This is a genomic window from Deinococcus sp. Arct2-2 (assembly GCF_004801315.1).
Lineage (GTDB): Bacteria > Deinococcota > Deinococci > Deinococcales > Deinococcaceae > Deinococcus.
This window is the reverse complement of sequence record NZ_SSNW01000010.1, coordinates 40,413-67,134: the sequence shown is the minus strand read 5'-3', so window position 1 is coordinate 67,134 and position 26,722 is coordinate 40,413. Positions and strand designations below refer to the sequence as shown.

At 60.7% G+C, this 26,722-nt stretch carries 22 protein-coding genes; 6 read left to right on the top strand and 16 right to left on the bottom strand.

The window, feature by feature from the left end; translation table 11 throughout:
• Window positions 1–35 precede the first annotated feature (35 nt).
• The 3 genes from E7T06_RS06690 to E7T06_RS06680 all read right to left on the bottom strand — a co-directional run bounded on the left by E7T06_RS06690 (window position 36) and on the right by E7T06_RS06680 (window position 3,691).
• Window positions 36–806: an ABC transporter substrate-binding protein gene (locus E7T06_RS06690; RefSeq protein ID WP_136365051.1), complete on the bottom strand. Its 771-nt coding sequence runs from the start codon at window positions 804–806 to the stop codon at window positions 36–38.
• A 213-nt stretch (window positions 807–1,019) separates the two neighbouring features.
• Window positions 1,020–2,225 (bottom strand): ABC transporter ATP-binding protein, encoded by a 1,206-nt coding sequence (locus E7T06_RS06685; RefSeq protein WP_136365050.1) that lies wholly within the window; start codon window positions 2,223–2,225, stop codon window positions 1,020–1,022.
• Between the two features lie 527 nt (window positions 2,226–2,752).
• Window positions 2,753–3,691 carry a hypothetical protein gene (locus tag E7T06_RS06680; RefSeq protein WP_136365049.1) on the bottom strand — a complete coding sequence of 313 codons (939 nt, stop codon included), beginning with the start codon at window positions 3,689–3,691 and terminating at the stop codon, window positions 2,753–2,755.
• 99 nt (window positions 3,692–3,790) lie between these two features.
• Here E7T06_RS06680 and E7T06_RS06675 point away from each other — a divergent pair, with 99 nt between their 5' ends.
• From E7T06_RS06675 to E7T06_RS06660, 4 genes are all read left to right on the top strand, one after another.
• The gene (locus tag E7T06_RS06675; protein WP_136365048.1) at window positions 3,791–4,114 is read left to right on the top strand and encodes a hypothetical protein; all 324 of its coding nucleotides are present in this window, start codon (window positions 3,791–3,793) and stop codon (window positions 4,112–4,114) included.
• A gap of 79 nt (window positions 4,115–4,193) precedes the next feature.
• A complete protein-coding gene (locus tag E7T06_RS06670) occupies window positions 4,194–6,281 on the top strand; it encodes a transglycosylase domain-containing protein (RefSeq protein ID WP_136365047.1) in 2,088 nt (695 codons plus the stop codon).
• Between the two features lie 99 nt (window positions 6,282–6,380).
• Window positions 6,381–7,082 carry a VWA domain-containing protein gene (locus E7T06_RS06665; protein ID WP_136365046.1) on the top strand — a complete coding sequence of 234 codons (702 nt, stop codon included), beginning with the start codon at window positions 6,381–6,383 and terminating at the stop codon, window positions 7,080–7,082.
• A gap of 1 nt (window position 7,083) precedes the next feature.
• Window positions 7,084–8,613: a hypothetical protein gene (locus tag E7T06_RS06660; protein ID WP_240740893.1), complete on the top strand. Its 1,530-nt coding sequence runs from the start codon at window positions 7,084–7,086 to the stop codon at window positions 8,611–8,613.
• Window positions 8,614–8,736: 123 nt separating this feature from the next.
• Here E7T06_RS06660 and E7T06_RS06655 read toward each other — a convergent pair whose 3' ends face one another.
• Window positions 8,737–9,021 carry a DUF1905 domain-containing protein gene (locus tag E7T06_RS06655; RefSeq protein WP_136365045.1) on the bottom strand — a complete coding sequence of 95 codons (285 nt, stop codon included), beginning with the start codon at window positions 9,019–9,021 and terminating at the stop codon, window positions 8,737–8,739.
• A 45-nt stretch (window positions 9,022–9,066) separates the two neighbouring features.
• The gene (locus E7T06_RS06650; RefSeq protein ID WP_168733408.1) at window positions 9,067–9,507 is read right to left on the bottom strand and encodes an META domain-containing protein; all 441 of its coding nucleotides are present in this window, start codon (window positions 9,505–9,507) and stop codon (window positions 9,067–9,069) included.
• 106 nt (window positions 9,508–9,613) lie between these two features.
• Here E7T06_RS06650 and E7T06_RS21165 point away from each other — a divergent pair, with 106 nt between their 5' ends.
• Window positions 9,614–9,829 carry a hypothetical protein gene (locus E7T06_RS21165; protein WP_168733407.1) on the top strand — a complete coding sequence of 72 codons (216 nt, stop codon included), beginning with the start codon at window positions 9,614–9,616 and terminating at the stop codon, window positions 9,827–9,829.
• Window positions 9,830–9,894: 65 nt separating this feature from the next.
• Here the strand turns inward: E7T06_RS21165 and E7T06_RS21160 are convergent, their stop codons facing one another.
• The 11 genes from E7T06_RS21160 to E7T06_RS06595 form a co-directional block, all read right to left on the bottom strand.
• A complete protein-coding gene (locus E7T06_RS21160; protein ID WP_168733406.1) occupies window positions 9,895–10,053 on the bottom strand; it encodes a hypothetical protein in 159 nt (52 codons plus the stop codon).
• 532 nt (window positions 10,054–10,585) lie between these two features.
• Window positions 10,586–13,195 carry a preprotein translocase subunit SecA gene (gene secA, locus E7T06_RS06640; protein WP_136365042.1) on the bottom strand — a complete coding sequence of 870 codons (2,610 nt, stop codon included), beginning with the start codon at window positions 13,193–13,195 and terminating at the stop codon, window positions 10,586–10,588.
• Window positions 13,196–13,664: 469 nt separating this feature from the next.
• Window positions 13,665–15,806 carry a S8 family serine peptidase gene (locus tag E7T06_RS06635; RefSeq protein WP_136365041.1) on the bottom strand — a complete coding sequence of 714 codons (2,142 nt, stop codon included), beginning with the start codon at window positions 15,804–15,806 and terminating at the stop codon, window positions 13,665–13,667.
• Window positions 15,807–15,951: 145 nt separating this feature from the next.
• Window positions 15,952–18,267, bottom strand: coding sequence for an Ig-like domain-containing protein (locus tag E7T06_RS06630; protein ID WP_136365040.1), 2,316 nt, complete (start codon window positions 18,265–18,267; stop codon window positions 15,952–15,954).
• 560 nt (window positions 18,268–18,827) lie between these two features.
• The gene (gene tsaD / locus E7T06_RS06625; protein ID WP_168733405.1) at window positions 18,828–19,895 is read right to left on the bottom strand and encodes a tRNA (adenosine(37)-N6)-threonylcarbamoyltransferase complex transferase subunit TsaD; all 1,068 of its coding nucleotides are present in this window, start codon (window positions 19,893–19,895) and stop codon (window positions 18,828–18,830) included.
• A 69-nt stretch (window positions 19,896–19,964) separates the two neighbouring features.
• The gene (locus E7T06_RS06620; protein ID WP_136365039.1) at window positions 19,965–20,363 is read right to left on the bottom strand and encodes a barstar family protein; all 399 of its coding nucleotides are present in this window, start codon (window positions 20,361–20,363) and stop codon (window positions 19,965–19,967) included.
• Window positions 20,360–20,830: a ribonuclease gene (locus E7T06_RS06615; protein WP_240740892.1), complete on the bottom strand. Its 471-nt coding sequence runs from the start codon at window positions 20,828–20,830 to the stop codon at window positions 20,360–20,362. The genes E7T06_RS06620 and E7T06_RS06615 overlap by 4 nt, the downstream gene beginning before the upstream one ends.
• A gap of 10 nt (window positions 20,831–20,840) precedes the next feature.
• Window positions 20,841–21,923, bottom strand: coding sequence for a heme-dependent oxidative N-demethylase subunit alpha family protein (locus E7T06_RS06610; RefSeq protein WP_136365037.1), 1,083 nt, complete (start codon window positions 21,921–21,923; stop codon window positions 20,841–20,843).
• 298 nt (window positions 21,924–22,221) lie between these two features.
• Complete coding sequence (locus tag E7T06_RS06605) at window positions 22,222–23,049, bottom strand: undecaprenyl-diphosphate phosphatase (RefSeq protein ID WP_136365036.1); 828 nt, start codon at window positions 23,047–23,049, stop codon at window positions 22,222–22,224.
• A 204-nt stretch (window positions 23,050–23,253) separates the two neighbouring features.
• A complete protein-coding gene (locus E7T06_RS06600) occupies window positions 23,254–24,735 on the bottom strand; it encodes a molybdopterin-dependent oxidoreductase (protein ID WP_136365035.1) in 1,482 nt (493 codons plus the stop codon).
• 347 nt (window positions 24,736–25,082) lie between these two features.
• Window positions 25,083–25,772: a DUF4397 domain-containing protein gene (locus E7T06_RS06595; RefSeq protein ID WP_240740891.1), complete on the bottom strand. Its 690-nt coding sequence runs from the start codon at window positions 25,770–25,772 to the stop codon at window positions 25,083–25,085.
• A gap of 144 nt (window positions 25,773–25,916) precedes the next feature.
• Between E7T06_RS06595 and E7T06_RS06590 the strand changes: the two genes are divergently transcribed.
• Window positions 25,917–26,711 (top strand): alpha/beta family hydrolase, encoded by a 795-nt coding sequence (locus E7T06_RS06590; RefSeq protein WP_136365034.1) that lies wholly within the window; start codon window positions 25,917–25,919, stop codon window positions 26,709–26,711.
• The last annotated feature ends 11 nt before the right edge of the window (window positions 26,712–26,722 follow it).

Genomic DNA, 26,722 nt, shown 5'->3' with positions numbered 1-26,722 from the left:
GTCAAGCGCCGCCCCGTTGATCTGTTTTTCAGGCCTCAGTTCTTGCAGCGCACGTCCTGACCAAAGTATTGCCCGCTGAGCTTGGCGTAGGTGCCGTCACTCAGAGACTTGGTCAGTGCAGCGTTCAGTTCTTTCAGCAGGCTGGCGTTGCCCTTCTGCACGGCCATGCCAATGCGCTCATTGAACAACAACGCACCTTGCACCACTTTGCCCTTCTGCGCCTTCACCAGTTCGATGCCGGTAAATTTGTCGCCCACCCACGCGTCGGCGCGGCCTGCCATCAGCGCGGCCTGCGCGTCGGTGTCTTTGGGGAAGGTCTTCACGTCTTTCACGCCGGGAACTTTACGGACGTTTTCAAGGTAAGTGGTACCGACTTGCACGGCCACCGTTTTGCCGTTCAGGGTGGCTGCCGTCATGGGGCCGCCGGGTTTGGTTACGATTGCGCCGCCCGTGCAGTAGTGAGGATTGGCGAAATCGACGGCTTTGGCCCGCTCCGGCGTAATGCCGTGGCTGGCAATCACGAAGTCGTAGCGGTCACTCTTCAGGCCGATCAGCAGATTGTCGAAGGGTTGCGTGACCCACTGCACCTTGAGGCCGAGACCTTTGGCAAGTTCGTTGGCAAGTTCGACTTCAAAGCCTGTCAGTTCCTTGCCCTTCAGCACGTTAAAAGGAGGAAAGGCTCCTTCGGTGGCGATCTTGATGGTGCCGCTCTTTTTAATATCAGTCCAAGTGCGGGCCTGTGCGGTGCTGGCAAGCATAGCAAGGGCGGTGAGGGTCAGGAGGGCGGTCTGTAGGGGTCGCTTCATGGTTCTCCTTAAATGGGTCACGTCTTCCCTAATCGGGAAAGCGGTGGGTGTTGAGATGCGGCAGTCTAGCGTCAGATGAAAGCCAGGTAAAGGCACGCGGCGTGAGAAGTTAGGAAACATGCTCCCGCACGCAACAACTGCGCCGCCCCCCAACAGGAAGGCGGCGCAGATCAGAGCAGCAGATTCAGAGCAGCAGATTCAGAACAACTGAGTTTAGATCTTGTTGAGTCCGACGGGAACGGCTGCGGCAGCGCTGCTCGGAACGCCGGGGTACTCGTAACCGAGGTTCAGCGTGTCGGCCTGACCGCGCTTGCCCGTAGGCGTGCCCCGGTCGATGGCGTCTTCGCTGGTGAGGTCGAAAGCGTGCAGGCGGGTCTGGTCGATCAGCAGATCGATGTCGTCGCCGGGCTGCACGATGGCCTGACCTTCTACCTTACAGGTGAGGTTCTGTCCGGCCACTTCGATGATGAGATCGGTCTGTGCGCCCAAAGGCTCCACAACCACGACTTTACCGCGCAGCACGTTGTTTCCGCGTGGAATATCGGTCATACCGACGACGCCGATATGCTCGGGGCGAATGCCCATGGCTACGTCTTTGCCTTCGTAAGCCTTCAGCGAGCGGGCCAGCAGACCCATCGCCGAAACGCGGCTGCCGCCCAACACAAATTCGCCGTTGGTGACTTTGGCCGTCAGCAAATTCATGCTGGGGCTGCCGATAAAGCCTGCTACGAACTTGTTCTTGGGGAAATCGTAGAGGTTCATGGGCGTATCGACTTGCATGATCACGCCGTCGCGCATGACCACGATACGGTTGCCGAGCGTCATCGCTTCTACCTGATCGTGGGTCACGTAGATGATGGTGGCCCCGAGGCGGCGGTGAAGCTGAGAGATCTGCGAGCGCATTTCGACGCGCAGCTTGGCGTCAAGGTTAGACAGCGGCTCGTCCATGAGGAACACTTTGGGTTCACGCACGATGGCGCGTCCCATCGCGACACGTTGACGCTGACCGCCCGACAACTCTTTCGGCTTGCGGCCCAACAGATGCTCGATCTGCAAAATTTTGGCGGCGTCACGGACGCGGCGGTCGATCTCTTCTTTGGGCGTCTTACGGAGTTTCAGACCAAAGGCCATGTTCTCGTAGACGTTCATGTGCGGGTAGAGCGCGTAGTTTTGGAACACCATCGCAATGTCGCGGTCTTTGGGCGGCACATCGTTCACGATGCGGTCACCGATCTTCAGCACGCCGTCGCTGATGTCTTCCAAGCCCGCTACCATCCGCAGGGTCGTGGATTTACCACAGCCCGATGGCCCCACGAACACCATGAATTCACGGTCTTCGATGTGCAGGTTGAAATCCTTTACCGCGTGATGCTTGCTGCCGTACCGCTTGTTGATGTGCTCCAGAATGACTTCGGCCATGAGTGTGCCTACCTTTCGCCCCTGCTCTTGTCCGTGAAAGATGCCTCTGCGCTTGAGCAGAAACGGGGTCGGACAACCGGGGAACGCTGAACGAGAATCCGGGGTTTACATTGTTGCCGTGCTGACCCGTGAAGTTTAACACGCCGGACGGGGGGAGAGGTATGAACTTGGTCTAGATCGGGATGGGGAATGCGCCGAACAGTCTTAGACCTCGATCAGCCAGCCCCGATCGGACTGAGAGACGGTGCCTGCTCTGCCTCCTACGCAAATCCCCCCGCCTGATGTAATCCAACCTTCAGATGTGGCCTGCACACCAATGACTCCCCTCAGCCGAAGTTCCTGAAAGCCGCCAGTTAGTGGATCGGCGCCGCCGGACTGCGTAAGACAAAGGCAATCCATCACTTCGCCCTCTACGACACTGTTTGCAAATTGCAAAAAGCGCTGGTGCAGCACTCGCCCCTGTCCTACCACTTGCAGATTCATAGGGTCGAAGGCTTTGGGCCAGAGTGGAGCGGCGCTTCTCAACGTCAATTCCTGACCGGGCCAAGTGTCGAATGCTTGCAGGAGCCGTTGCTGATGCAGCAGTTCTTCTTCGGCGGCAGCACCCGCCCAATGCTGAATATGAGATGGAATTGACCGGCTGGAATAATGCAGGCCAACAACCGAACCCAACAGTTCATCAAGTGCGGCACCTTCGGCAGCGACCCGTTCTTTCCAGTCGGGCAACAGTCGATCCAGTAAAAAGCCATACGCTGCGCCAGTCGTATAAGCCCGCAACCGCACCGCCGAGGCGGGAAAATCAATGGTTGGAAATTTTGGTTCAACCTCTTTGAAGCCAGTTCTACGTAATGCGCTAAGCCTTCTACCCTTTCGGCGGCCCGAATGTACTCGATATGTTCAGGGGCCAAATGTGCAGATTGCGCCTCTCGCCAATGCAGGACTTCGGCGGCCACCTCTGGCAAAGTTGCAGCGGAAGCAGTCAGCGCCCGTTGGAGTGCCTGTAGTTCCATCGCCCGGTGAACCAGCAATGCGGAATCGGTGGCGGGGTAGGTCAGGGCGTCAAGTTCATTGATTTGCCAAGTCACGCCAGCCTGACCGCGCTGATACACATGAAACGCCTCATGAACCGCCAACGCTGCCAGATCAGTTGGGCGGCAAGGCGTGGGCAAGCTGGGTAAGAGCAGGCTGGCCGCCAACAATCCTTCCTCTAACTGGCAAGATGTGTTGGCCCAAACCTGTGGATGACGGCCCTGAAAGACCCAGCGGTCTTCCGTGGGGTAGTCAGAATTGGCTTGCCATCCTGCTCCAACAGGTTGGGCACCCCACAGCACCGTAATTTGGCCGTCATAGACAACCAAAGGCATCTGTGCAGGCTGAAACTTGGGCCAAAGCGATTGTGCCGACGCCTGAATCAGATGGCGTGCTTGCTGAACGTCTGCCACCGTCAGGGACGCGCTACCGAGCATAACAAGAGGATAGGCCAGTTCCGACAAAGAACACTTTTGTTCTGCGCCTCCACCAAAAGTCGGTTTCCTCCCTCATCTGCGCCACCTACACTGGTGGGCATGAGCTTTGTCCGCAAGCCTCGGCCTTATTCCTCGGGCCTGAATTCTTCTGGATTGAATGCTGCTGGGCTGGGTTCTTCTGGACTGGGAAACGCGCCTGTGCCGACGCCCAAGCCTGCACGTCAACGCGCTCTCAAACGCGAAAAACAAGCACGGGCAACGCCGCGCCAGCCGCGCTCTTCGTGGGCCACAGCCGTCACCACACTGGCAATTCTGGGCATCTTGCTGATTTCCATCGTGGGCGTGTCGGGCATCGCCAATCAGGTGTGGCAGGCGGCGCAGTTCCGGGCAGCGGCGGCGGGCATTTCAGATGTGGTGCGGTAAATCCGCAACGTTGCCACCCTTCAGGACGTACTAGTAATGTGAACGCCAGCCAGAACAATCCCAACCACAGGAACCCCGCTTGACCTTCTGGCGGCGGCGCACGCCTTGGCCGCGTACCCCGTTTGTGACCCGGCCCGTACCGTGGACACTGCGGCGCATCGTAAGGGCGGGGTTGGCAGGCGTGGGCGCAGTCACGCTGGGCGTCATCGGGTTGGGCTTGGGCGGCGCGGCGGCCACCGGAGCGTTTGGGCGGGCGTGGAACCTTCGGGCCGAGTTGCAACCTATAGAAGTGCAAGACCGCCGGGGTGCGCCGCTGGGCGTCATCGACCATTGCCGGGAAGGGGGCGCGGTGGTGAACGCCGTGCCGTGCCGCGAGTCGCTGAGCGTGCCCCTCACGGGCGTTTCACGGGCCTTTTTGCTGGCCTACGTCGCCAAAGAAGACGTGCGGTTCTTTTCGCATGTGGGCGTGGACTTGGGCCGCCTGCCGCGTGCCCTCCTGAGCGGGGCGGGGGCCAGCACCATCACGCAGCAACTTCTGAAAAACAGCGTGCTGGCGGGCCACTTCGATTACGATACTGGGCGGCGCACGCTGCCGCTGGTGCTGACGCGCAAGGCCACCGAATTCGTGCTGGCCCCGTTGGTCACTTGGCGCTACGGGCGGCGCGAGGTGCTGGCGATGAGTGTGAACAGCCTGCCGTGGCTGGGGATAGGTCAGCGCAAAGGCATTTACGATGCGTCGCGGGCGGTATTTGGCGTAGACCCCGCTGACCTGACACTGGCGCAGAGTGCTTTTTTGGTGGGGCTGCTGCCTGCCCCCGGCAACTATCTGGTGTCGGACAGCACGCCGCCCGAAGCCGCCACCGCCCGCTTTCGCCGCATGAGAATGCAGCAACTGGTGACGCTGAATATCCTGCGCTCGCGTGGCCTGATTTCTGCCGCCGAACATCTGGAGGCCGTGTCTACACCGCTTCAACCCCGGCTGTGGCGAGCCGAATACGCGGGCAGCGGCTCCGAGTTGCGCTTGGTGAGCGCCTCACGCAATCCCGATTACACCAACGAACCCGAACCCGTGTGGGCCATGCAGGAACTGGTACGGCGGGAACTGCGGGCGGGCGGCCTCGATCCGCGCCGGGTGGCCCGCGTGGTGCTGACCATAGACGCGGGTGCACAGCAAGCCCTGAACCGCAGGCTGGCAGACAGACCCAACGGGGTAGCCGAGGGCGCAGCGGTGCTGGATGTGCGCGGCGGCGGCATTGTAGCCCTGAGCAGCAGCACAGGCGGCGAGCAGAGCAGCCAACCGGGGCGGCAATGGGCGGTGTCGGCCAGCCGTCCGGTAGCGAGTACAGTCAAGCCGTTGTTGTACGCCGCCGCGTTTGGCGAGGGCCTGACCCAACTCAGCCTCTTTCCCGACGCGGCCACATCGTATGCAGGCCAAGCCATCCGCAACAATTCCGGCACGTTTTTGGGGCGCTCCGTGAGTATTCGGGAGGCCAACGCCCGCAGCCTGAACACGGTGGCCGTGCGGGTAGGCACAGAGCGCGAAACCACCCTGCGCCGTGTACTGGACAGCGTGGGCTACACCGAAGACACCGCCAACCGCTCCAGTCCCGCCCTCGGCACCTACCGTTCCTCGCCGCTGAAGGTGGCCGCCGCCTACGCCAGCTTCGCCAATGGCGGGCAACTGTGCAGCCCACACCTGCTGGCCGAAGTGTATGACCGCAGTGGAAAACCGCTGCCCCTGCCCCGCGCCGACTGCGCCCCGCTGTGGAATGAGGCGGTGGCCTACGAAGCCTTCGACCTGCTGACGGGTGCGGTAAATGATTCGGCAGGCCATCTGGGATTCCTGCGCCCCAGCTTCGTGCAGCGCCTGACCGGGCGCACTGTGCCGCTGGGGGCCAAGTCCGGCACCACCGACGACGTGCGCGATACGTGGTGCGCGGGCGTGACGCCGCAGTACGCCATGAGTGTCTGGATTGGCGACCCGGACGGTCTGCAAAGCGTGCCCGCCGACTTGTACCAAAGTCAGGCCGCTTGCCGGGAACTGGGCCTGCTGCGTGACCTGCCGCATGAAGTCAGGAGTTTGGAAGTCCCCGCCGGAATGACCCGCGTGGGCGGCATCGCCGTGCCTGTGCCTGAGCTGAATCCCAAAAATCCGACGCCACCCTAAGAAAGCGTTTTAACCCCCCACCAACGCCCCTGTGTTTTCCTGTTTTTCCCACTGACGACTGACCACTCACCACTTACCGACCTCCGAAGGAGTCCCCCCATGTCCCTCTCCCCCCTCCTCTCCCTGCTGCCGCTGCTGACGCCCGCCCCCGCTGCGGCCAGCGCTTCTACCCTGCTGGGCCTCAGCACGCCGCCGCTGCATGTGGTCATTGCCGCAGACATGACAGGCAGTTCTAAAAACCCGGCCTTCGGGTACGCGGGGCAGGCCCGGTTGCTCAGCCAAAGCGTGCTGCTGAATCAGGTGCGCTCCGGCGATACCGTGACGCTGCTGCGCGTGTGCGCGGGCGTGCAGACGGTGGCCGACTTCAAGTTTCAGTCTCAGAATGGGGCGAGGATGGGCAAAGCCGACATTTTGCGCTACACCAACGCCCTGACCCAGCCCTGCACGGGCAAGGGCAGCGCGATTACGGCGGCGCTGGCACAGGCCAAAGCGATGGCAGCCCGCACCGCTGGCGTGGGCGACGTGGTCATCATGTTTACCGATGGAGCCACACTGGACGACCCCAAACGCGCCGCACTGAGCAGCACCGTGAAGGGCATTTTGAATGCGGCGGGCACGCGCCTGCTGTTTTTTGCGGGCCTCAGTCCAGAACGTGGGGCCGATGGAAATTCGGTACGGGACGCTTTTGCCAAGGCACTGGGCACGGGCGTGAACGACAAGCGGTTGCTGATGGCCGGAGCCTACGACCTGAACAACGTCTACCCCACCTTTGCCGACGCCGCCAAAAAAGCGAGGCGCTAAGATGACCACCTCGAAGACCCAAAATGGTTCGGAAGACACTTCATTTCACGCACCTGCTGCACTGGAAAGCGTGACTCTGAGTGGCCCGGACTTAGGCACGGTGAATATGAGCTTTGCGGGGGAAGACACGAACCCGCAAGCTGATGCTCTGGCTGAGGAAAACGCTGTTTCCAGCGTGCCAGTGGTCAACCCTGAGCCACAGACTCTGAATCTCTACGAAGCCGCTCTCCCCCACCCCGATCCCCTCAGCGCCGAGCAGTTTATGCCTGTGCTGCCGCCGGATCATTACGGCGCGTTCCTGAATGACCTGACGGATGAATTGGCGCTGGTGGCCGACCCTGCCGCCCGCGGCCTGCTGACCAAACGCGTCCGGATTTTGGCGCTGAACGTGGAGCAGTACCGCGTAAACCACGCCCTCGCCCGCCAAACACTGACACGGGTGCTGGCCGAAACGGGCGTAGGCGTGCGCGAATCTTGGACACGTCAGGACGAACATCTGCGCTTTATGAACGCGGCCAGCAGCGGCGTAGAACACGAGTACACCCGCGCCACCGAGGCCATAGAACAGGCCCGTCAACAGCGGTTTGATGCGCTGGCCGAGTACGGCGCACAGCCCGACACCCTCAGCGCCGAAGGCTTTTATCAGCAGCAGGCGTTGGCCGACCTCGCCCGCGAAGGCCACCCGATTCGCCCGCCCGAACAGCAGACTGGAAGCAAGCGCGTCTTCAACGGGTTCGCCGTGTTCAGCAAGTTTTTTGTGGGCGTCATCAGCGGCGTGAGCATCAACCTGCTGTTCAATCCCGAAAGCCGCCTGTACCTGACCGTTATTGCCCTGACCGCCGGGGTGATGTTCAGTGTGCTGCTGCTGTGGCTGGTAGACGAGTTGGCTTACCGCGCAAAAATGGCCGCCAGCGGGACACCGGGCATGGGCCGCCCCGCCACTTATATCGGCGGCATCGTGGCGGTCAGTGTGCTGTATTTGGGTGTAGAAGGCTACCTGAACTGGGACGGCATTCTGCGCGTGACCCAACAAATTGCCGCCAACGCCGCGCAGCAGGGCCAACTGACTGACCTGAGCAGCACCACCGACACCAACGCCGTGCCTCAGCATTGGTCACTCTTGGTGTTTACGATGTCGCTGGTGGCGATGGCGGTAGGAGCCGCGCTGCTGCAAGGCCGCGAACGCGCCCGCACTGTGCTGGAGCGCGAGCGCCTGCTGGGACGGGTGGCGCAGATCAAGCAGGGCCGCAGCTATCTGGAGGCCGCCCGCGCCACCGACCATGTGGCTTACTTGGAGGCCGCCCGTGACCGCCTCGCCCCCCCACGCGACGTGACCAGCCCTGACCACGCCCGCCTGAACGAGCGCGTGCTGAACCACTGGGAGCAGGAACGGGAAACGCAGGTGCAGAGCCTCAGTGCAGGCATCGTGCGCGACGCACGGCAGCTGCAAGACGCGCTGGAAGACTTTTCTTTGCAGTTACAAGGAGCGCAGCACCCTCAGGAGAGGCGGGGGTTATTGCGGTTTTTATAGTTGGGACGGCTTGAGGGCGATTACGGAGAGTTGATGCAAAATTCAAAAACGATTCAACCGGGCCTCAAAGCGAGAAGGCCCGGTTGAATTTTATATGATCACAATCATCCCAACAGCAACTCATCACCCCAGCGTCATTTGCACGGCTACGTCTTGCCCCTCCTCCAGCCCTTCCGCCTTCCTGACGTTGGCGCGGATGGGAATGACGTAATGCTCATCTTTAAAGAACAACGATGTAGTCCATGCCGTGTTGCCGATTTGAGCCTGGACGGGAATCATACCCCAGCCGTAGGTGACGAACCGAGACGCGGCTTTGATTTTGGCGCTCTGTTCGGTGGGAACAGTGATGAAATACCACGGGGCTGGCCCCTTCCAGAACCAGATGGGGCCGCTGAACTCGAAAGTCATGGCTTAGTATCTCTGAGAAGGGGCCAGTCAGAGTCAACTTCAGGATCAGGGCTTGGCAGGCGTCACGTAGCCGATGCGCTTGAAGGTGAGCCGCGTGGTTTTAGAAAACAGCACCAGTTGTTGGGTATCGCTGCTGATCAGGTAGCCCGAAGACGCATTTAAGGCCGCATGAAACGCGAGGGGCTGAGCGTACAAGCACCGTTCGTTTGGACGCGGCGGCAAGGGCGCAACCTGAACGCTAAGGCGGTTGTGGGCCGCCCGAATGGTTCCAGCGTAGGTGCCGCAGCCGATGCCGCCGCGCACTTGGCCGCCCGCAATGACCAGTTGCACCGGGGCAAGATTCAGATCTGGCTTTACCTGCGGCGTAACGTGTGTCAATGTCCAGATGCCGTTGAGGGGCGCAGGCACGGTAGTAGGTTGAAACAGAGTGGTTTGGGCTGTGGCAAGGCCAGCAGCAAGGGCCAAAGTTGGCAGGAGAAAGCGCATACCAACGATCATGGCGGGGCGGCGTGACCTAGGTCTGATGCGGCTGAGACGCGCTTGATGAACACTTTGACACTTTGGCAAGACCCGCCCCACTAAGCTGCCCACAATGATGAATGTGGCTTTCTTCGGCGCTCTCGCAATTTCCGCTGCGCTGATCATCCTGACATTGGTGGTCATGACGCTCATGACGGCGGGTGTGTGGCTGTACTGCCGCGTCACAGGCAAAGTATTGCCCCGCACCCGCCGCCTGCAACTTATCTTCGGCGTCTCTGCGTTGGTGATTGTGCCCTTGATTATTACCGTGCTGGTGGTGAACTCTTAGGGAAATGCAACTGCATAAAAAAGCCCCCGCTTCAGTGCAGGAGCCAATGGTGAAAGCAGACAGAATTACTCCAGTTGTGCTGGATTGACCGTCAGGCGTGATGCGGGCACATCGTCGGCGTGGCGTTGCCAAGACTGCACCGCAATCAAAGTGGCCCACGACACCGCGCAGAGCAGACCCAACAACCCCTGCTCCAACCGGGGAAAGCCAAGGCTAAAGCCCATTGCAACGCCCAAAACGATGGCCCCGACCAACAAGTACCACCGTTTAATCAACGAAACACGAATGCAAGAAACAAGATACTTTCTGCGCTCTTGAGCAGGTGTGGACAGAGAAGTCAACGTATTCAAAAGTGCCCCCGTAGCTAGATTGTAACCAATTTCCTTGGGGATGAGTAGTATTCTGCATTTCTTTGTCTGAGTTAATGCCTATGTCAAACGAAATGGTGTTTGGTGTTCAAAAGGTCAGATACTAGATGATGTGAACTATTTCGCTCGTCGTGTCAGTGGAGAACTCACTTGTTTCTCTTGATCAGTCGGTCAATACAAATGAGGCAGCGCAAACACCCTGAGCACAACGGTCTTTGAAGGTTGGCCGATTGGTTCTCTCACTGGCCCCTGTTTCTCCACAGTTTCACGAGTTATGGAAGCGGCGAAGGGCAGGAACAAACCGAATGCTGTCGTCAACTCAAGCAATCAACGAAAAAGGCGGCCATAGAAAACTGGCCGCCTAAGACGTTGTACAAGTCTAAGAGTCTTACCCGGTCTGACCAAACTGCATTCTGAAGACGAACTTGGTCACGTCATTCTTCAAATTGTCGATCATCTCGTTGAACATGTTTGTGGCTTCAAACTTGTATTCGGTAAAGGGGTCGCGCTGGCCGTACCCGCGCAGGCCGATGCCTTGGCGCAGGACGTCCATGCCGTGCAGATGCTCTTTCCAGTGCTGGTCTACCACTTGCAGCAGCACGTACCGGCTCAGGCTATTCAGCATAGTGGGGCTGAGTTCTTCCTTGCGGGCATCGAAAGCGTCGGCTACGGCGGTCAGCAGGCGCTCCTGAGCTTCGGCAGGCGACACGTTTTTCAGAGCTACGAAGTCGAAACCTTCCAGTTGCGGCACGGCGTCTACCACCGCAGTTTGGAGGCCTTCAACGTCCCACTCTTCCGGGTTTTGGTCGGCAGGCGCGTGGGTCGCCAACTGCATATCCACGAAGTCGGCAATCATGCCTTCGGTGCTTTCTTCCACCGCTTCGTCTGGCCCCAGCAACACTTCGCGGCGCTGACCGTAGATGGTGTCGCGCTGCACGCTCATCACGTTGTCGAATTCCAGCAGTTGCTTGCGGGTGCTGAAGTTGCGGTCTTCCACGCGGGCCTGCGCCTTTTCTATAGCCCCCGTGACCATCTTGGCCTCAATGGGCTGGCTGTCATCCATGCCGAGGCGATCCATCATGGCGACGACGCGGTCGTTGGCAAACAGACGCATCAGATCGTCTTCAAAGCTGACATAAAAGCGGCTGCTGCCGGGGTCGCCCTGACGCCCCGCCCGTCCGCGCAATTGGTTGTCGATTCGGCGCGATTCGTGGCGCTCGGTGCCGATGATGTGCAGGCCGCCGATTTGTTGCACGCGGCTATGGTCGGCAATCGTATCGAGTTCGAGTTGCTGCGCCTGTGCAATAAACTCGGGCGTGATGCCGGGAACCAGCAGGCCGAGTTCGGCGGCAGCGGGGTCTTGACGACTGATCGCTTTGATGAAGTTCTCGGCTTCGGGCGCAAATCGGCTGATGCCAAAGTTCTGCTCGATGGCCTCGCCCAACAGGAATTCGCTGTCGCCACCCAACTTGATGTCGGTGCCGCGTCCAGCCATGTTGGTAGCGATGGTCACGGTGCCGCTGCGTCCGGCCTGAGCCACGATGCTGGCTTCCTGCGCCTCAAATTTGGCGTTCAGAACGGTGTGCGGAATGTTGGCAACCTTCAGCAGATCGCTGAGTTGCTCGCTGGTCACGATGCTGGCCGTGCCGATCAGGACGGGGCGGCCCGTGGCGTGCATCTCCACGACTTCCTGCACCACCGCGTTGTACTTGCCAATGCGCGAGCGGTACACCAAGTCTTCGGCGTCTTTGCGGAGAATCGCCTTGTTGGTGGGAATCACAAGCACATCGCTGCCGTAGATGTCGAGGAACTCTTTTTCTTCGGTTTTGGCCGTACCGGTCATGCCCGCGAACTTGTTGTACAAGCGGAAAAAGTTTTGATACGTGATGGTGGCGAGCGTCTGGTTTTCGTTCTCGATCTTGACGTTTTCCTTGGCTTCGATGGCTTGGTGCAGGCCTTCCCCGTAGCGGCGTCCGGGCATCGAGCGCCCCGTAAACTCGTCCACGATCAGCACTTCGCCTTCCGCGTTCACCATGTAGTCTTTTTCGCGGTGATACAGCTCTTTGGCCCGGATCGCCTGCGTGATCATGTGAGCTTTGTCCATGTTTTCGGGGCTGTACAGGTCAGGAATACTCAGCAATCTCTCGATTTTGCCGATGCCGCCCTCGGTGATATGTACTTGCTTGCCCTTTTCGTCGATGGTGTAGTCGCCTGTCGCTTCGGCGCGTTTGCCGGGTTCGGCGGGTTCGCCCTTTTGCAGGCGGCGAATCAGCTTGGCGTACACGTAATACAGGTCGGTGGCTTTTTCGGCAGCCCCCGAAATGATCAGCGGCGTGCGGGCTTCGTCGATCAGAATGCTGTCCACTTCGTCCACGATGGCAAAGTGCAGCGGCGTATCGGCACGCAGGGCGAGGGCGTCGCGGCTCTGGGCCATGTTGTCGCGCAGGTAGTCGAAGCCTAGCTCGGAATTGGTGACGTAGGTGATGTCGCAGGCGTAGGCGGCCTGCTTTTGCGCGGGCTGGAGTTCGCGGTTGGCAAGGCCCACCGTGAGGCCCAGCGTGCGGTACAGCAGGCCCATTTCTTCCATGCCCACCCGCGCCAAATAGTCGTTGACCGTAACGAGGTGACAGCCTTTGCCTTCCAGCGCGTTCAGCGCCAGCGCCAGTGTCGCCACCAGCGTCTTGCCTTCTCCAGTTCGCATTTCGGCAATGCGGCCCTGATGGAGAGCCGCGCCGCCGATGAGCTGCACGTCGTAGTGGCGCTTGCCGATGGCGCGGCGGCCTGCTTCGCGGATCAGGGCAAAGGCCGGGATCATGACGTCGTCAAGGGATTCCCCGCCCTCCTGCACACGCTTCCGAAGGGCCATAAAGGCCTCGGCGAGATTCTCGACTTTCATCGTTTCTTCTTCCAGCGCGTTGACCGGCAGCACCACCGTTTTGATGATGCGCTGTACGTCGCGCTGGTTGTTATCGAATACTTTGTTCAGGACACGGAACATGACGCCTCGCAGTATACGCCCCGGCAACCTGACCGGAGCGCCTGATTTCAGTGAGGTGCGCGTAAGCAACCTGAGTCGGGGAGGCTCAGGAATGGGGGTGGGGTGGAGGGATCGTGGAGTGTGGATCGTGGGACGTGGAAAAGGGCGTCTAAGGGTCTAGGGTCTGAGGGTCTAAGGGAGGGCGAAAGGGCAATCGCGTTGCTCACTCACCCCCTCCCCAACCCTCCCCCATAAAGAGGGAAAGAGCTAGACACAGCTTCCAGCCCTTATGTGTTGCCCTCGCCCCTTGTGGGACTCGTAGAGCTGCGCAGCAGAGAGGGGCGCTGCATAGCAGCAGGGTGAGGGGGCAGTTCAGCGGCGAACCCGTCCCGCCTCAAGGATTCAATGCGTTCGGTACAACAACAGCCGCCCCACACTCCTAGCAAAAAGCCCCCGCACAAAGGCAGGGGCCGGGGCTAAAGAACGAGGCTTAGTTGGTCTTGGTCAGCTTCAACTGATACTTGTTGAAGGGGCTGTCGTCTTCCTGTCCCTCAGACACGGTGAAGCTGGTGGCGACGAGGTAATACGTGCCAGCAGCGGTCAGGGTGAAGTTGACTTCGGAATCCGAGTCGATGCGGGGCGTGCCACGATCATCGTTTTCGGCCAGCACGGTTACGCCGTCGGGGCCGAGCAGATACAGGTAGGAATCCAGCGAGCCGCCAAGTTGAGAGCCAGCCAGCATTTCGGCCTTGATCTGGTCGCCTGCCGCACCCGTGAACTTGAAGTAGTCCAAGTCTTTGGGCTTGCCGAAGATGTAGGCCGTCTGGCTGGTTTGGCCGTAGGCGATGGTCTTGGCGTCGGCGGGCGTGTCGTTCGGCTCGTAGGGGTCTACCGGATTGAAGTCGGGCGCGTTGGCCGTCAGCATCACGTTTTTGCGGTCAGGGCTGAAATAGGTGCTGCCGCTGGTGGCGGTCAGGGTGCCCATGAACGTGCCCCGGTCTTCGGTGAGGCTGCCCGTGATGCTCAGGTCGGCTCCAGCCACGTACAGGTCGTAGGTTCCGGGCGCGATTTCCGAGAAACGGGCGTCGCCAGCGGCGTCGGTAGGCGTGATGTACAGCGGCGTGGGGTCGTCTGTGGCTCCGGCCCGCATACCCTGACCACGCAAGATCACGTCAACGAGTTCGCCGGGCTGAGTGCCGCCACCGTTGGCATACTTCACGTTGATATAGACGTTTGCGCCTTTGGCGGGCAGCTTGGTGCAGTCGGTGAGGGTCTGGGCCAGCTTGCCTGCGTCCAGTGCGCCCCAGCCCGTATCGCGGTCAAAGCCGGTGGGGTTGGAACCGATGGCACCATTAGCAGTGGTTTCCAAAATCCGGCGCACTTGGTAAGGCGTGGCGGCGGGGCACTTTTGCAGCGCGAGGGCGGCGACAGCTGCCGTGTACGGAGAGGAAAACGACGTGCCGGAGATCAGTTCGTGCGTTTCGGGCTTGGCGGGGTCGCCCCACAGCCAAGTCGGATTCGCCAACAGGGTGTCTTGGCCGGGAGCGCTGCTGGAAATATGCCGCCCGCTGGTCGAGAAAGTCACTCTGCGGTTGCTGCCGTCCAGTGCGCCCGAGGCCATCACACCGGGGAGCGCGGCGGGGTACTGGAATTCGTCGTGGTAAGAGTTGCCCATAGAGGCGACGACGGTGGTGCCGTTGCTCATGGCGTAGTCGAAGGCGTCCTTGACTGGCCCGAAGGACACGCCGCCGCCCCACGAGTTGTTGATGACCCGTGCGCCGTTGTTGGTGGCCCAGATTGCGCCGAGGGCGATGTTGAAGCTGCTGTAGCCGCCGGGGTTGAACATCACCACAGGCATCCACTTGGCTTCGTAAGCGAGGCCCACGATGCCTTTGCCGTCTTTGGCCGCCACGATGCTGGACGCCACGAAGGTGCCGTGCGAGTTTTCAGGCTTCTTGAAGTAGTTGACCCATTCGGTGGCGTTGGTGTAGGTCTTGTTTTGCAGCGGATCGAAGGCCTTGCCTGCCCAGTTGGGGTTCAGGTCGGGGTGAGACACGTCGCCGGGATCGTCGATGACGGCCACCAGCACGCCTTTCCCGGTCATGCCCGTATCCCACGCAACTTTGGCGTTCAGGTGCCGGGGATCGAGGGCGTATTGGGGCAGTTCGTCAAAAATCTGGTCGGCGCTGGCCGCGAGGGGCGTCAGGCTGGCAGGCTGCACACCGGAAATCGGTTTTTCTGGCGTGACCACATCGTTCACGGCGGCGTAGCGCACACCGCTGAGGCGCATAGCCCCTTTGGTCAGTTTCAGAGCGTCGCCACTGACGCGGATCAGGGCCACTTTAATTTCGGGAATGGTGGCGACAACTTGGCCTTTCAGGGCAGTTGCGGCGGCCTGAAGGCTGGCGGCGTCGGTGTACCCGACGACCAGCTCGTTCTTGATGTATTTCAGGGGGCCGTTTTGGGCCAGTTCGCCTACCACTGGGGCAGAAGCCACCGGAGCCGGAACGCTGGCCTCTAGGTTGGTTTGCGAGCAGGCGGCCAGTAATCCCGTCAGGGCCAGCACACCAAGTGATTTGCCGAGTGATATGGACGGGTTGCGTCGCAGATTGTGCGGAATGTTCTTACGCATCGTTTTGCCTCTCTATCGGAAAGTCGAATCTGTCGGGAAGTCGGATGGATTTAGGATTGACCGAGGGAAATTAGACTGGGCTGGGGTACGGAAGCGGCGGCAGACAAGTTCAGCGCAGGCGAGTTCAGCGCCGCTTCCTAGCGCCTTATTTGTCGCCCGTAATAAAGTCCCAGTTGAGGTTGGTGCCGCGAGTCTGGTTGATCGGGGCCACCGCGCTGTCGGGCCACGTGTACACCGAGTAGGCGGAGATGCGGTTACCCTCGGCGGGGGCGTACTTGTAGGCAAAGCCGGAGTACATTTCCCACTTGTAGGGCCGCAGCGTTTGCAGAGGTGCGCCCGTCAGTTCGATCAAAGGAATGCTGACCGTGTGGGCCGCCGTATCTACAGGGAACAGATTGGGCTTGGTGGCGTCGTAAGTGCCCGAAGTGTCGGTGAGTACCGTTCCGGCAGCGGGCTTGCCGAGTACCGAACTGCCGCTCAGGAACACCAACGACTGTCCGGCGGGAATGGCGTTGCCCGTTGCGCCTGTGCCTTCTTCTACCCGGATCAGGGCGTTGGCGGCCGCGCCGGGCAGGTTGGAGCCGTTGAGGGTCATCAGGTCGCGCAGACGCAAGTTGTAGCCCGCACCGTCAGCCCCGATTGCCGTCTGGTTTTGCCCCATCACGAAGGTAGGAGTAATAGAAACTCCGGTGGATTCATCGGCGGGCGCGATGAACGTGGGCGTGAACTGAGCCAGCGGCGTGGTTTGGGTGGTGTTGCTGGCGACGCTGTTGGCTCCACGCGCCAGCACGCGGTAGGTAAAGGTCTTGCCCACCGTCAGGTCAGAGCTGGTGTCGCGGTAGTTGAAGGGCCGGGTCTGCTGGTTGGTGGCCGAGCAAGTGGCGACGCTGTTGCCGCCCACCGTGCCGATCTTGGTGAAGGTGGTGCCGTCGCTAGAGCGCTCTACATCAAAGGCAAACGGCTTGGCCGCAGCGGTGACGTTGGTGTAGCACCAGCGCACTTCCACGAACACGCCGGAGCCGTTGGGGGCCGCGTCGGGCGTGGGGGTGGTGTAGGGCGTCGTCCAAGAGCCTTCTTGCTTGAGGGTGTAGGCGGTGGCGGCGGCCCGCGTCGGAGCCTCGACGGTATTGCCCGCTGTGGCCGACGTATTGATCAGCTTGATGGGCACCACGTAGCGCGAGTAGTTGTAGTTGTAATCCACAGACATGACCGTCAGGTACACGGTTTCGCCTGCCGCACTGCCAAAGCCTGCCGTAAAGTTAGGAACGCTGGCTGCCGTGCCTACCGTGACTGGGCCGGAGTCCACGACTTTGGGCATATTCTGCTGAGGCGAGAAGTTGTAGTTGCTGGCATTGGCGGCGGCGGTAATGCCCCCGCTGCCGGGGGTACGGCCCAACTGCGCATACACGATCCGCACTGGCCCCACGTGGTCGGAATCAGGAGTCGATACGATCTTGAAATCTATACCTGTGCTGGCATTGAACGTAACTCCGGCCAGAGGCGTGCTGCCGTCGCCGCGGGTCAGGAGCAATTTGGCGGGGTTGGTGGTGGCGCTAGTGTCGAAAGCGGGGCGCTGCACCAGTGTCACAGGCGAGGCCACTCCATCGGCCACGACAACGCCGTACAGGTCACTGCCTGCGTGTCCGGCTTTGCGGGCTTTGATGTCGTAGGTGCCTGCGGCCAAAGCAGGCAAGCTAAACGAGCCGTCTGCGCCACTGGTAAACGTACCGAGGTTGGTTGCGCCCCGCATGACCGTAATGGTGCTGCCCGCCACCGGAGCGCCGATGTTCTGGTCGACGACCATGCCCTGCACAGAACCCGTTCCCGCCGCCACGTTCACGGTGGTGGTGGCCGAAGTCTTGTTGCCTGCGGCGTCGTAGGCCGTCGCGGTGTAGGTGGTGGTTGCGCCCACCGTCACGACTGCTTCGTAAGGCGCGGTGGTGTCCTCAGAAATCTTGGTTGCGCCGTTGTAAAACTCTACTTTGGTCACGGCAACGTTGTCGCTGGCGGTGGCGGTCAGGGTGATGGTTGCGCCTTGAGCGACTGCTGCCAGAGAGGCACTCACCGCAATGGTTGGGGCCGTCACATCACCCACAGGTGCAGGCGGGGTGGTGACCGTCACCGAAGTGGTAGCCGTCGCCTTATTGTCTGCCGCGTCGTAAGCAATAGCCGTAATTGTGCTGTTTACACTCAGCGTCACCGTTGCTTCGTAGGGCGCGGTGGTGTCTTCAGAAATCTTGGTTGTGCCGTTGTAAAACTCCACTTTGGTTACGCCCGTATCGTCTGTCGCCGCTGCCGTAACAGTCGTCGTTCCCCCGATGTTGATAGAAGCCGGAGAAGCACTCAGGCTGATGGTAGGCGGCGTGGTGTCGCCAGCGGGCACAGGATCGGTAGGGCCACAGCCCATGAGAAGTGTACCGAGGAGGAGTGCCGAGCCAATGGAGATCGGTTTCAGGGCCATGAGGTAAAGTGACTCCTTTATGAGAGCAGCGGGGAACGATAAGAACGGCCCAAGTTCCGCAGGCGCGGAAAGGGTCAGCGGATGATCTGATGCCGTGAGGGGCGAACAGGAACAACTGCCGAATCTTGAATGACTCGTGAAAGGCATATTAGGCGTACATCTGCCAATGGTCAATGTGCCGAGGCTCTTTGGGATGACAAGCCAGCCATTTAAATGAGAATTCTGCCTTGATTAGATAAGGCAAAGTCCAAATCAGCAGTAGGGTGAAGTCTGACAGACGCAGAAAAATCGCGCCCTGACCTCAAGAAGACTCAGCTTAAAAACAGAATTTTTGTATGCCAAAAAGAGACAGGGTGAAGAGTAAGATGGGTTCATCTCAACTTTAGCTTTCACACATCACAAAGTGTCCTGCTGTTGCGTTTCAGTATCAGAAAAAGCACGACGTTGCGAGGCAAACCTAATATGTCTGCACAAATGCTAAGTATGACTCGCCAAAACTTAACAAATGAAAAGTAAACTATAGTAAGTCCATCAGTTTGCTAGTTTTCTGACTTAGTTGCTTACTGGTGAAGGGCTGGAGCCTCAGGAATCAGCTTGGCTAAGGGTGCATATGCCTCGGCTCCGGCTTCTAGCGACTGACTGGGGCGGCCCGCGTGCAGGGCGGCGGCTCCGGCCAGCGCGATCATTGCGCCGTTGTCGGTATTCAGGCCCGCACCGGGAAACACGGTATGCAGGTCGGTGGCGGCAAATGCGGCGCGGAGGGCACGGTTGGCCGCCACGCCGCCTGAGACGACAACAGTGTCGCGCCCGTAAGCATTGGCGGCCCGCACAGTAGTTTTGACCAAAAAGCGCACGGCGGCCCGCTCGAAACTGGCGGCCAAATCTTCGGGCTTGGCTCCGGCTTTGTGCGCCAGCAGCGCGGCAGTTTTTAAGCCGCTGAAGCTGAACTCGAATCCTTTTTGGCCTTGCAGCGGCTCCTTAAACGCTACGGCGTCGGGGTTGCCCCGCGTGGCCGCCTCGCTGATGGCTGGGCCGCCGGGGTAGCCGAGGCCTGCTAGCCGCGCAATCTTGTCGAAGGCCTCGCCCGCCGCGTCGTCGCGGGTGGCCCCTACCAACACGTACTTGCCTTCTTCGGGTACGTCGAACAGGTGGGTATGGCCGCCGCTGACCACCAATGCCAGATACGGAGCCTGCAATTCTTCTTCCGAGGCTGCCGCGAAAATATGGCCCTCCAGGTGATGGGCGGCAAAAAACGGCACGCCGAGCCCCTGTGCCACGCCTTTGCCGTACATCAGCCCTACCAAGAGCGCCCCCACCAAACCCGGCCCAGACGTAGCCGCCACTGCGCCGATGTCGCCCACGCTCAGGCCCGCTTCTGCAAGCGCCGCACCCATAATTTCGTCTATGCGCTCCACATGCTCGCGGCTGGCGAGTTCGGGCATCACGCCGCCGTACTGGGCATGAATCTGCTGTGACCAAATCCGGTTGGCCCGCAGCTGCATGCCGCCGCTGGGCAACAGTTCCACCACGCCCACGCCCGTATCGTCGCAGGACGTGTCTATGCCCAAAATGTAGCGGGGCAAGTGGTCAGAAGGGGCAGATTGGGGGAGCAGCGGCGCGGCGTTCATCGGGGCCAAGTGTAGAGGACGCGGGGCCGGACAACTGGCCTCGCCCTCCCAACCGCCTGCACCGCGAGCCTACCAGCGGCGCAGATCGCTTTCCGGCTCTTCGGCCAGCACCCACAATTGGCGGCCTCCCTCGGCGGCGTTGCGTTGGGCGTCCAACAGCACAGCTTCTAGTTCGGTGTTCAGTTTGGCGTGCCGCTTGCGAAAATGATCGTAGTCGCACAGCACCAACGCGAAGCGGGCGGGGCGGGCCTCGGGGTCGGTCAGCACATCAAACAAGGCGTCCCAGTTATGCCCGAAGGTTTGGGTCAGCGCCAGCCCGCGCAGGAAGGCCAGCATTAGGCTTTCCTTGTCTCGCACACGGGTCAGGTCGACTTCGCGCACCGATACCTGATACCCGGCAGCCACGATCCGCATATCGTGTGGAGCCGTTTGGATTCCGTCTGGGGCGGCATTAAACACATTGATCATGGCCGAATCCTCTGGAACGAAGCGTAGTGGTCGGCGGTGTAGTAACACTGGGCTGTTTTGGGGCCGTTGCCGCCATCCGCGCACACGATTCGCCGCGCTCCCCGGTCGCTTTCTCCGGGCGTTTTGACGGTGTATTCCCGGTAATAATTGCGCGGCTGCTGGGGCAAAATGCCTTCGCGGTTGCCAAAACTGACGCCGTCTTTGCTGTACGGAAAGGGGCCGCCCGCCGCGATTAGGCGCAGGGTTTGCTGGCCTTCGCGGGGCAAGGCGGCCACTGCGATATAGAGCAGGCCGCTTTGCGGGTCGGTACGCGGGACGGCGGTTTGGGTTGATCTGGTCTGCGTTTGTACTTGCTGTGTCTGTGCTTGACCAGTCTGCGCCTGCGTGCCGCCATCCTGCGGCGAACAGGCCGACAATCCCGCTATGATCACTCCCCCTAAGCCAACCCACCAACGACGAACATTCACGCCCGGCAGTCTAGCCCTCATTCGGCTTCCGGCTCAGCATTTCCCTCCATGAATTCAAACTCTGTCCATCCGAACCCTGCTGATCCGAACTCTGTCCATCCAGCCACGCCAGCAGATCGGGCAGCAACGCCGTCAAGCCCTTGTATTCCACCTGTTCCGGCGTCATAGAGCGGTGCGCGGCAGCCAAAGCGCGGGCATGAGCAGGGTCAGCCACCGCCTCCCGCAGCGGATAAATGTAGGGCCGGATGGTAAACAGCGCCCCGTGTGCGCCGGGAAATCCAGTCAGGGTTTGGCGCTCTACACGCAAAAACGCCCGGTCTGGATCGAAGGTGGTGGCGTGGGCACGGTCAGAGTCGGGCGGGCCAGCAGGATGATGGTCTAGGTGGTCACTCATCGCCACGCCCCACGCAAAACGCACGAACGGCCCGCGTGAAATGACGGCGTCTACGAGGCGCGGCGCGGTGGCGTTCAGGGGGCCGCTGCCTGCAACGGGCGTGTGGACAAAGGCAAAATCACGCCCCAGCTTGTCCAGCGGGTTCCAGTGCTGCGGCGACATCACATGCACGGCAGCCAAAAAATCCACACCTGTGGCCGGATGGCGGGCCAAGAGGGCGAGGTCTTCGGGGGCATTGAGTGCCAAAAAATCGAGCGCGGAGATCGGCTGAAGGTCGGCCACGAGATGTGAAAGCGGGCCAACGGCTCTGGTCAGACTCTCCACCGTGCCACGTTCTATATCCAGCGCTGCCGTCCAGCCCAACGCCGCGTTGCTGAACTGCTTTCCGTCCCACGTCATAACACCGTCACTGTCGGCAGCCAACGTGTGTGCGATGAACGCCAAGGCCGCCCCACGCAGCGCAGGTGTCAGGCCCGCCTCACCCGCGTATTCGTGCAAGGCCCGCGCATGGGCCGCCGCTTTGCTGGCTACAAAGGCTGGGTAGGTATCGTCCAGCGCAAAAGTATGGGTCTCCAGCACCTCTGCCGCATCTGGCCCTATAAACGGCACAGGTTGCACGCCAAGGCGGAACAGGCCCGCTGACACGGTGTATCTGCCGCTGAGGAAAGGGCGGTAGAGGGTGGCTGAACGCTGGGTCACGAGAGTAGTTTAGGGCAAAGCCGAACCCCACCGCGTCGGATGTCAGCGGGGGGTTCGGGCGGCAGTTTGGGCAGTTTGATTGGAAGGTGAACCCCCCCATTGCCGTGCAACGCCCCCCCTTAAAGGTGGGGACTAAAAGCTTTTGCGCTCCCCTCAAGGGGGCTGGCTGCGAAGCAGACTGGGGGGTTCACACGTGACTCAACTCGAACTTGGAAGGCGAACCCCCCGTTGCTCTGCAACGCCCCCCCTTAAAGGGGAGGACAACTGCAGGGTTGGGGGGCTTTTTGAACCTAAGTTGTTAGGCCAACGACGTATTGCTGAGGACTTTGGTGGCAATCAGAATCAGGATAATAATTCCCACGATGACGCGGTAAACGGCAAATCCCTTGAAGTTGTTGGTGGAGACGAAGCGCAGCAGCCAGCCAATCGCCAGATACGCGACGACGAAACTGGTCACGGCACCGATAGCCACATTCACAAGGCCGATCTGACTGAGAATGTCGCGGCTTTTGATGAAGTCCAGCAGGGCCGCGCCGCCCAGCGTGGGCACACCCAGATAAAAGCTGAATTTGGTGGCGGTTTGGCGGTCTAAACCCAGCACCATGCCGCCCAAAATAGAACTGGCACTGCGCGAAAATCCGGGCCACAGCAGCGCGAGGGTTTGCAGCACGCCGATCATCAGGGCTTTGGCAATGCCGATGTCTTTGATGTCGTGAACGACAGGCTGCACTTTGCGGCTCTCGATGAACCACATAATCACGCCGCCCACGATCAAGGCCCACGCGACCACACTGGGGCGGAACAGGTTAGCCTTGATCACGTCTCCGAAGGCGAGGCCCAGAATGACGGCGGGAATACAGGCCACGATGATGCCCAGCCACAGCCGCTGCGTAGGCTGATCGCGCCCGATATCGCGGCCCTGCTGCATGAAGTCGCGCCAGTAGTAGGCCAGCACCGCCAGAATCGCGCCGCCCTGAATGACCACTTCGAAGGTGTCTTTGACGGCTTTGGGCCACGGCACGTTCATCAGGTTTCCGGCCAAGATCAGGTGGCCGGTAGAGCTAATAGGGAGGAATTCGGTGATGCCTTCGACGATGCCGTAAATGAGTGCGTAGAACCAATCCATATCTGGGTGAGCCTAACACTAAGGGGGAAGGTGAGCCTCATCCCAAAGGTGGGGGTCTGGCGTGGAAGGTGAACCCCCCGTTGCTGGCGCAATGCCCCCCTTAAGGGGAGGCCACAAGCTGTTGCGCTCCCCTTAAGGGGGGCTGGCTGCAAAGCAGACTGGGGGGTTTACACGCAACTCAACTTGCCTTGCCAGCCGGAACAATCAGCCCGCGTTGACGATAAACCGGTGATACCCCGTTGCACCTTCCGGGAGGGCGTCACGTTCGGCGGTTTTTTGTACGACTGAGCCGCTGTAGGCGCGGGCCATCAGCATGGCGGCTCCGGCGGTGGGCGTCCAGTCGAAGGCCCACAGCGTCCACACCGAAGTGTTGCGCGGCGGCGTCAGCTTGGCCTGTCCCCACGTTTTGCCGCCGTCGGTGCTGACCTCCACGCGGGTAATGGGTTTGCTGCCAAAAAACGCCATGCCACGCACCGTGATGGGCTGGCCTGCCTTCACCTGCGGGTTGATTTCTTCGGGAAAATCGATGCGGCTTTGCAGTTCTAGGCGGGCGGTGCGGCTCCAGTCCCTTTGCACCCAGTAACCGGGTTTATCGGTGGCGCTCAGGGTAATTTTGGTCAGCCAGCGCGGCTGCTTCATGCCGTAGCGGTCAGGAATCAGCACGCGCAGAGGAAAGCCGTGCTTGGGCGTCAGCGGCGCACCGTTGAGGCGCGTCACCAACAGCACTTCGGGGTCAAGGGCGTCGCCCAGCGGCAGGCTTTCGGTGTAGCCGTCTTCGGCCTCCCACAGCACAAAACGGGCTTCTTTGCCGATGCCCACCTCGCGCAGCAGGTCGCTGAGGCGGAAGCCTTCCCAAATACCGTTGGAGATCAGGGGGCCGCCCACCGGGTTGCTGATGCAGGCCAGCGTGCGCTCACTGGTCACGGCAGTAAAGCGGGCCAAGTCTTCTAACGTTAGGGTTTTGGGCGTGCCCACCAGCCCGTCCACATTCAAGCGCCACTTCTCGGCCTTGATGCGGGGGTCCAGGGCTTCCAGATTCTTGCTGACGTAGTACCAGTTGGAGACGGGCGTGACACCAGCGGGCAAGCTACCGGGCGTGACCGGAACTGCCGAGGCCGACGCGCTCCCGCCGCCACTCATGGAGATCAGGCGGCCTGCTCCGGCAGTGAGGACGGCTGCGCCCGTGCCCGCCAACGCCAGCGTCACTGTGCGGCGCGTGGCATTGGTGCGGTCAGCCCGCACATTGGGCAGATGAGGCGGCTGCACCAACTCGGCAGATGCAGGCGGCGCAACCGCAGCCACGGCAAGGCGGGGAGACAGAAGTTTCTCTGCGGCCCACAACAACAGGCCGAAGACCAAGCCGCTTCCGAGCGCGACTTCTAATGGGGTAAAGACCAGCAGCGCCAACCCCAGCACCGCGCCCGCCTGCCACGGCCTGACCAACGCCCCCAGCAGTGTCAGGCCGCCGATCCAGCCCACCAGCACGCCTGCAAAGGCCACGCTTTTGCCGGTGCTTCCCAAGCCGAAAATTTGGTGCAATACCTGAAACACAGCGGGCACGCCCAACGCCTGAGTGACCCGGCCAAACAGCGCCACCACCGGGCTGACCCAGCCGAACAGTTGCAGTCCCACAAAGCCCAGCACACTCAACAGGGCGACGGCGATAAACGCCCGCAGATATTTCATTTTGGTTTCTCCTTTGTGTATGTGCGGTTATGGAATGTGGGGGCAATCGCTGGCGCTCACTCACCCCCTCCCAGCCTCCCCCCTCAAGGGGGAGGAGCTAAAAACCCTAGATTCTTGCACTCTGTCTGTTGCCCTCGCCCCTTGTGGGACTGGAACAGCTCGAAGAGAGAGGGGCGCTGCACCGCAGCGGGGTGGCTCGCAGAGTTGCGCAGCAGAGGGGGCCACCCAGCAACCGTCCCCTCCCCCTTCAGACCAAAAAAACAGACTGGGCGGCCAAATTTCTGCGCCCCCCAGCCTGCTTTCCCTATTCAAATTTCGGAGACTACGCCCCGAAATCCGAATCAGACTTACTTCTCGTTCATGCTCCCCATGACCAGTTTGTCTTCGGCCACGACGACATCAAAGGTCTTGCCGCCCAGCGTGCCCACTGCGAACAGGCTGTAGCTCTTGCCGCCCGCCACGCTAATGCCGCTGATGTTCTTGACGACGGGGGCCATCTTGCCGAAAGGCACGACGTTCAGGTTGACGCCCATCGGGTTGACGAGCAGGCTGGCCTTGTTGCCGTAGCTCAGGCCCATAGGCAGCAGCTTAGCGTTGCTCATGTCCACAGCAAGTGCCTGCACGCGGGGGCCGTCAGGAGAGAGGTGGTAGACGTTGACGGTGGCCTTGGCCTTGTTCATGTTCATGCTGGTGGCCGTGAAGATCTTGGGCTTGACGTTCTTCAGGTAGCCGACAGCGGCGACGGTGTAGTACGTTCCGGCGGTCAGGTTCACGTCGGCCTCAAAGACAACGGTGTCCATCATTCCGGCGGCGGTGACCATGACTTTGTGTGCGCCAGCAGGCACTTCACCGAAGCTGGTCACGGCCTTGAAGGGTGCGTTGGCAACCGTGCGAACGCCGTCTACGTATACATCGACATTGGGCGCGTCGCTGACGGCGTGAACCACACGCACGTAGGCTTGGCCCATTTGGGCGCTGGCGGCGGAAGCGAGAGAAAGGGCGGCGAGGGCGGTCAGTCCAATTTTAAGGTTCGTCATGGTAGTTCTCCTTGTGGGCTTTGATCGTTCAGCCTCTTGTTTCGAATAGCTATATGCACGGCAGAGCTGTTTGGATCAGGCGCGCCGGAAAGATGAAGGCGGGGTAAAGGAGGCCGGAATTTGGGCGGCGGTTAGGCTGGGGCCATGACCCGTCTCCGTTCCCAGCGCCCCCGACTCTCGCCCCGTGCGCGAGTGTGGCTGTCTATTTTTTTGGCTGGATTTCTGGGGTACTTGCTGGCCGTTAGCATTGGGGTAGTGAATCGCCCACCGCTGGTGGTAGGTCAAGATGCCGCCGTGCAGGGCGCAGAAGCCCGCACCACGTTGCAAGCCAGCCCCAGCAGATTTGTGGATATTCAGCCTGTGGGTGGGCAATACGACACGCTGCTGGTGTTCTATTCCGGCGGCTTGGTGCGCCCGCAAGCGTATGAATGGTTGGGAACGGCATTGGCGGGGCGGGGCGTGCGAACCGTGATCCCAGTGTTCCCGCTGGATTTGGCCGTGACCGGGATTGGCCGCGCCGACGCCCTGATTAAAGAATTTGGCGCAGGCAAACGTGTGATTCTGGCGGGGCATTCGCTCGGCGGCGCGATGGCGGCCCAATACGCCCATGACCACCGGCCACAACTGGCGGGCCTGATCCTGATGGGCGCGTACCCAGCGGGCAATGTAAGCCTGCGCGACTTGCCGGGAGCGCCGTTACCTGTGCTGTCGCTGCTGGCCGAGCATGATGAAGTCGCCACTGCAAAAGATGTTCGGGACGGCCTGACGCGGCTGCCTACTTCCGCCCGCCTAACCGTCATCAAGGGAGCCAATCACGCCTTCTTCGGACGCTACGGCCCGCAAAAGGGCGACGGCATTCCCACCGTGACCCGCGCCGAGGCTGAAACACAGATCGTGGCTGATACAGAGGAGTTTTTGGGTGGGATTGAGGTGAAGTAATTCTGGCCCTA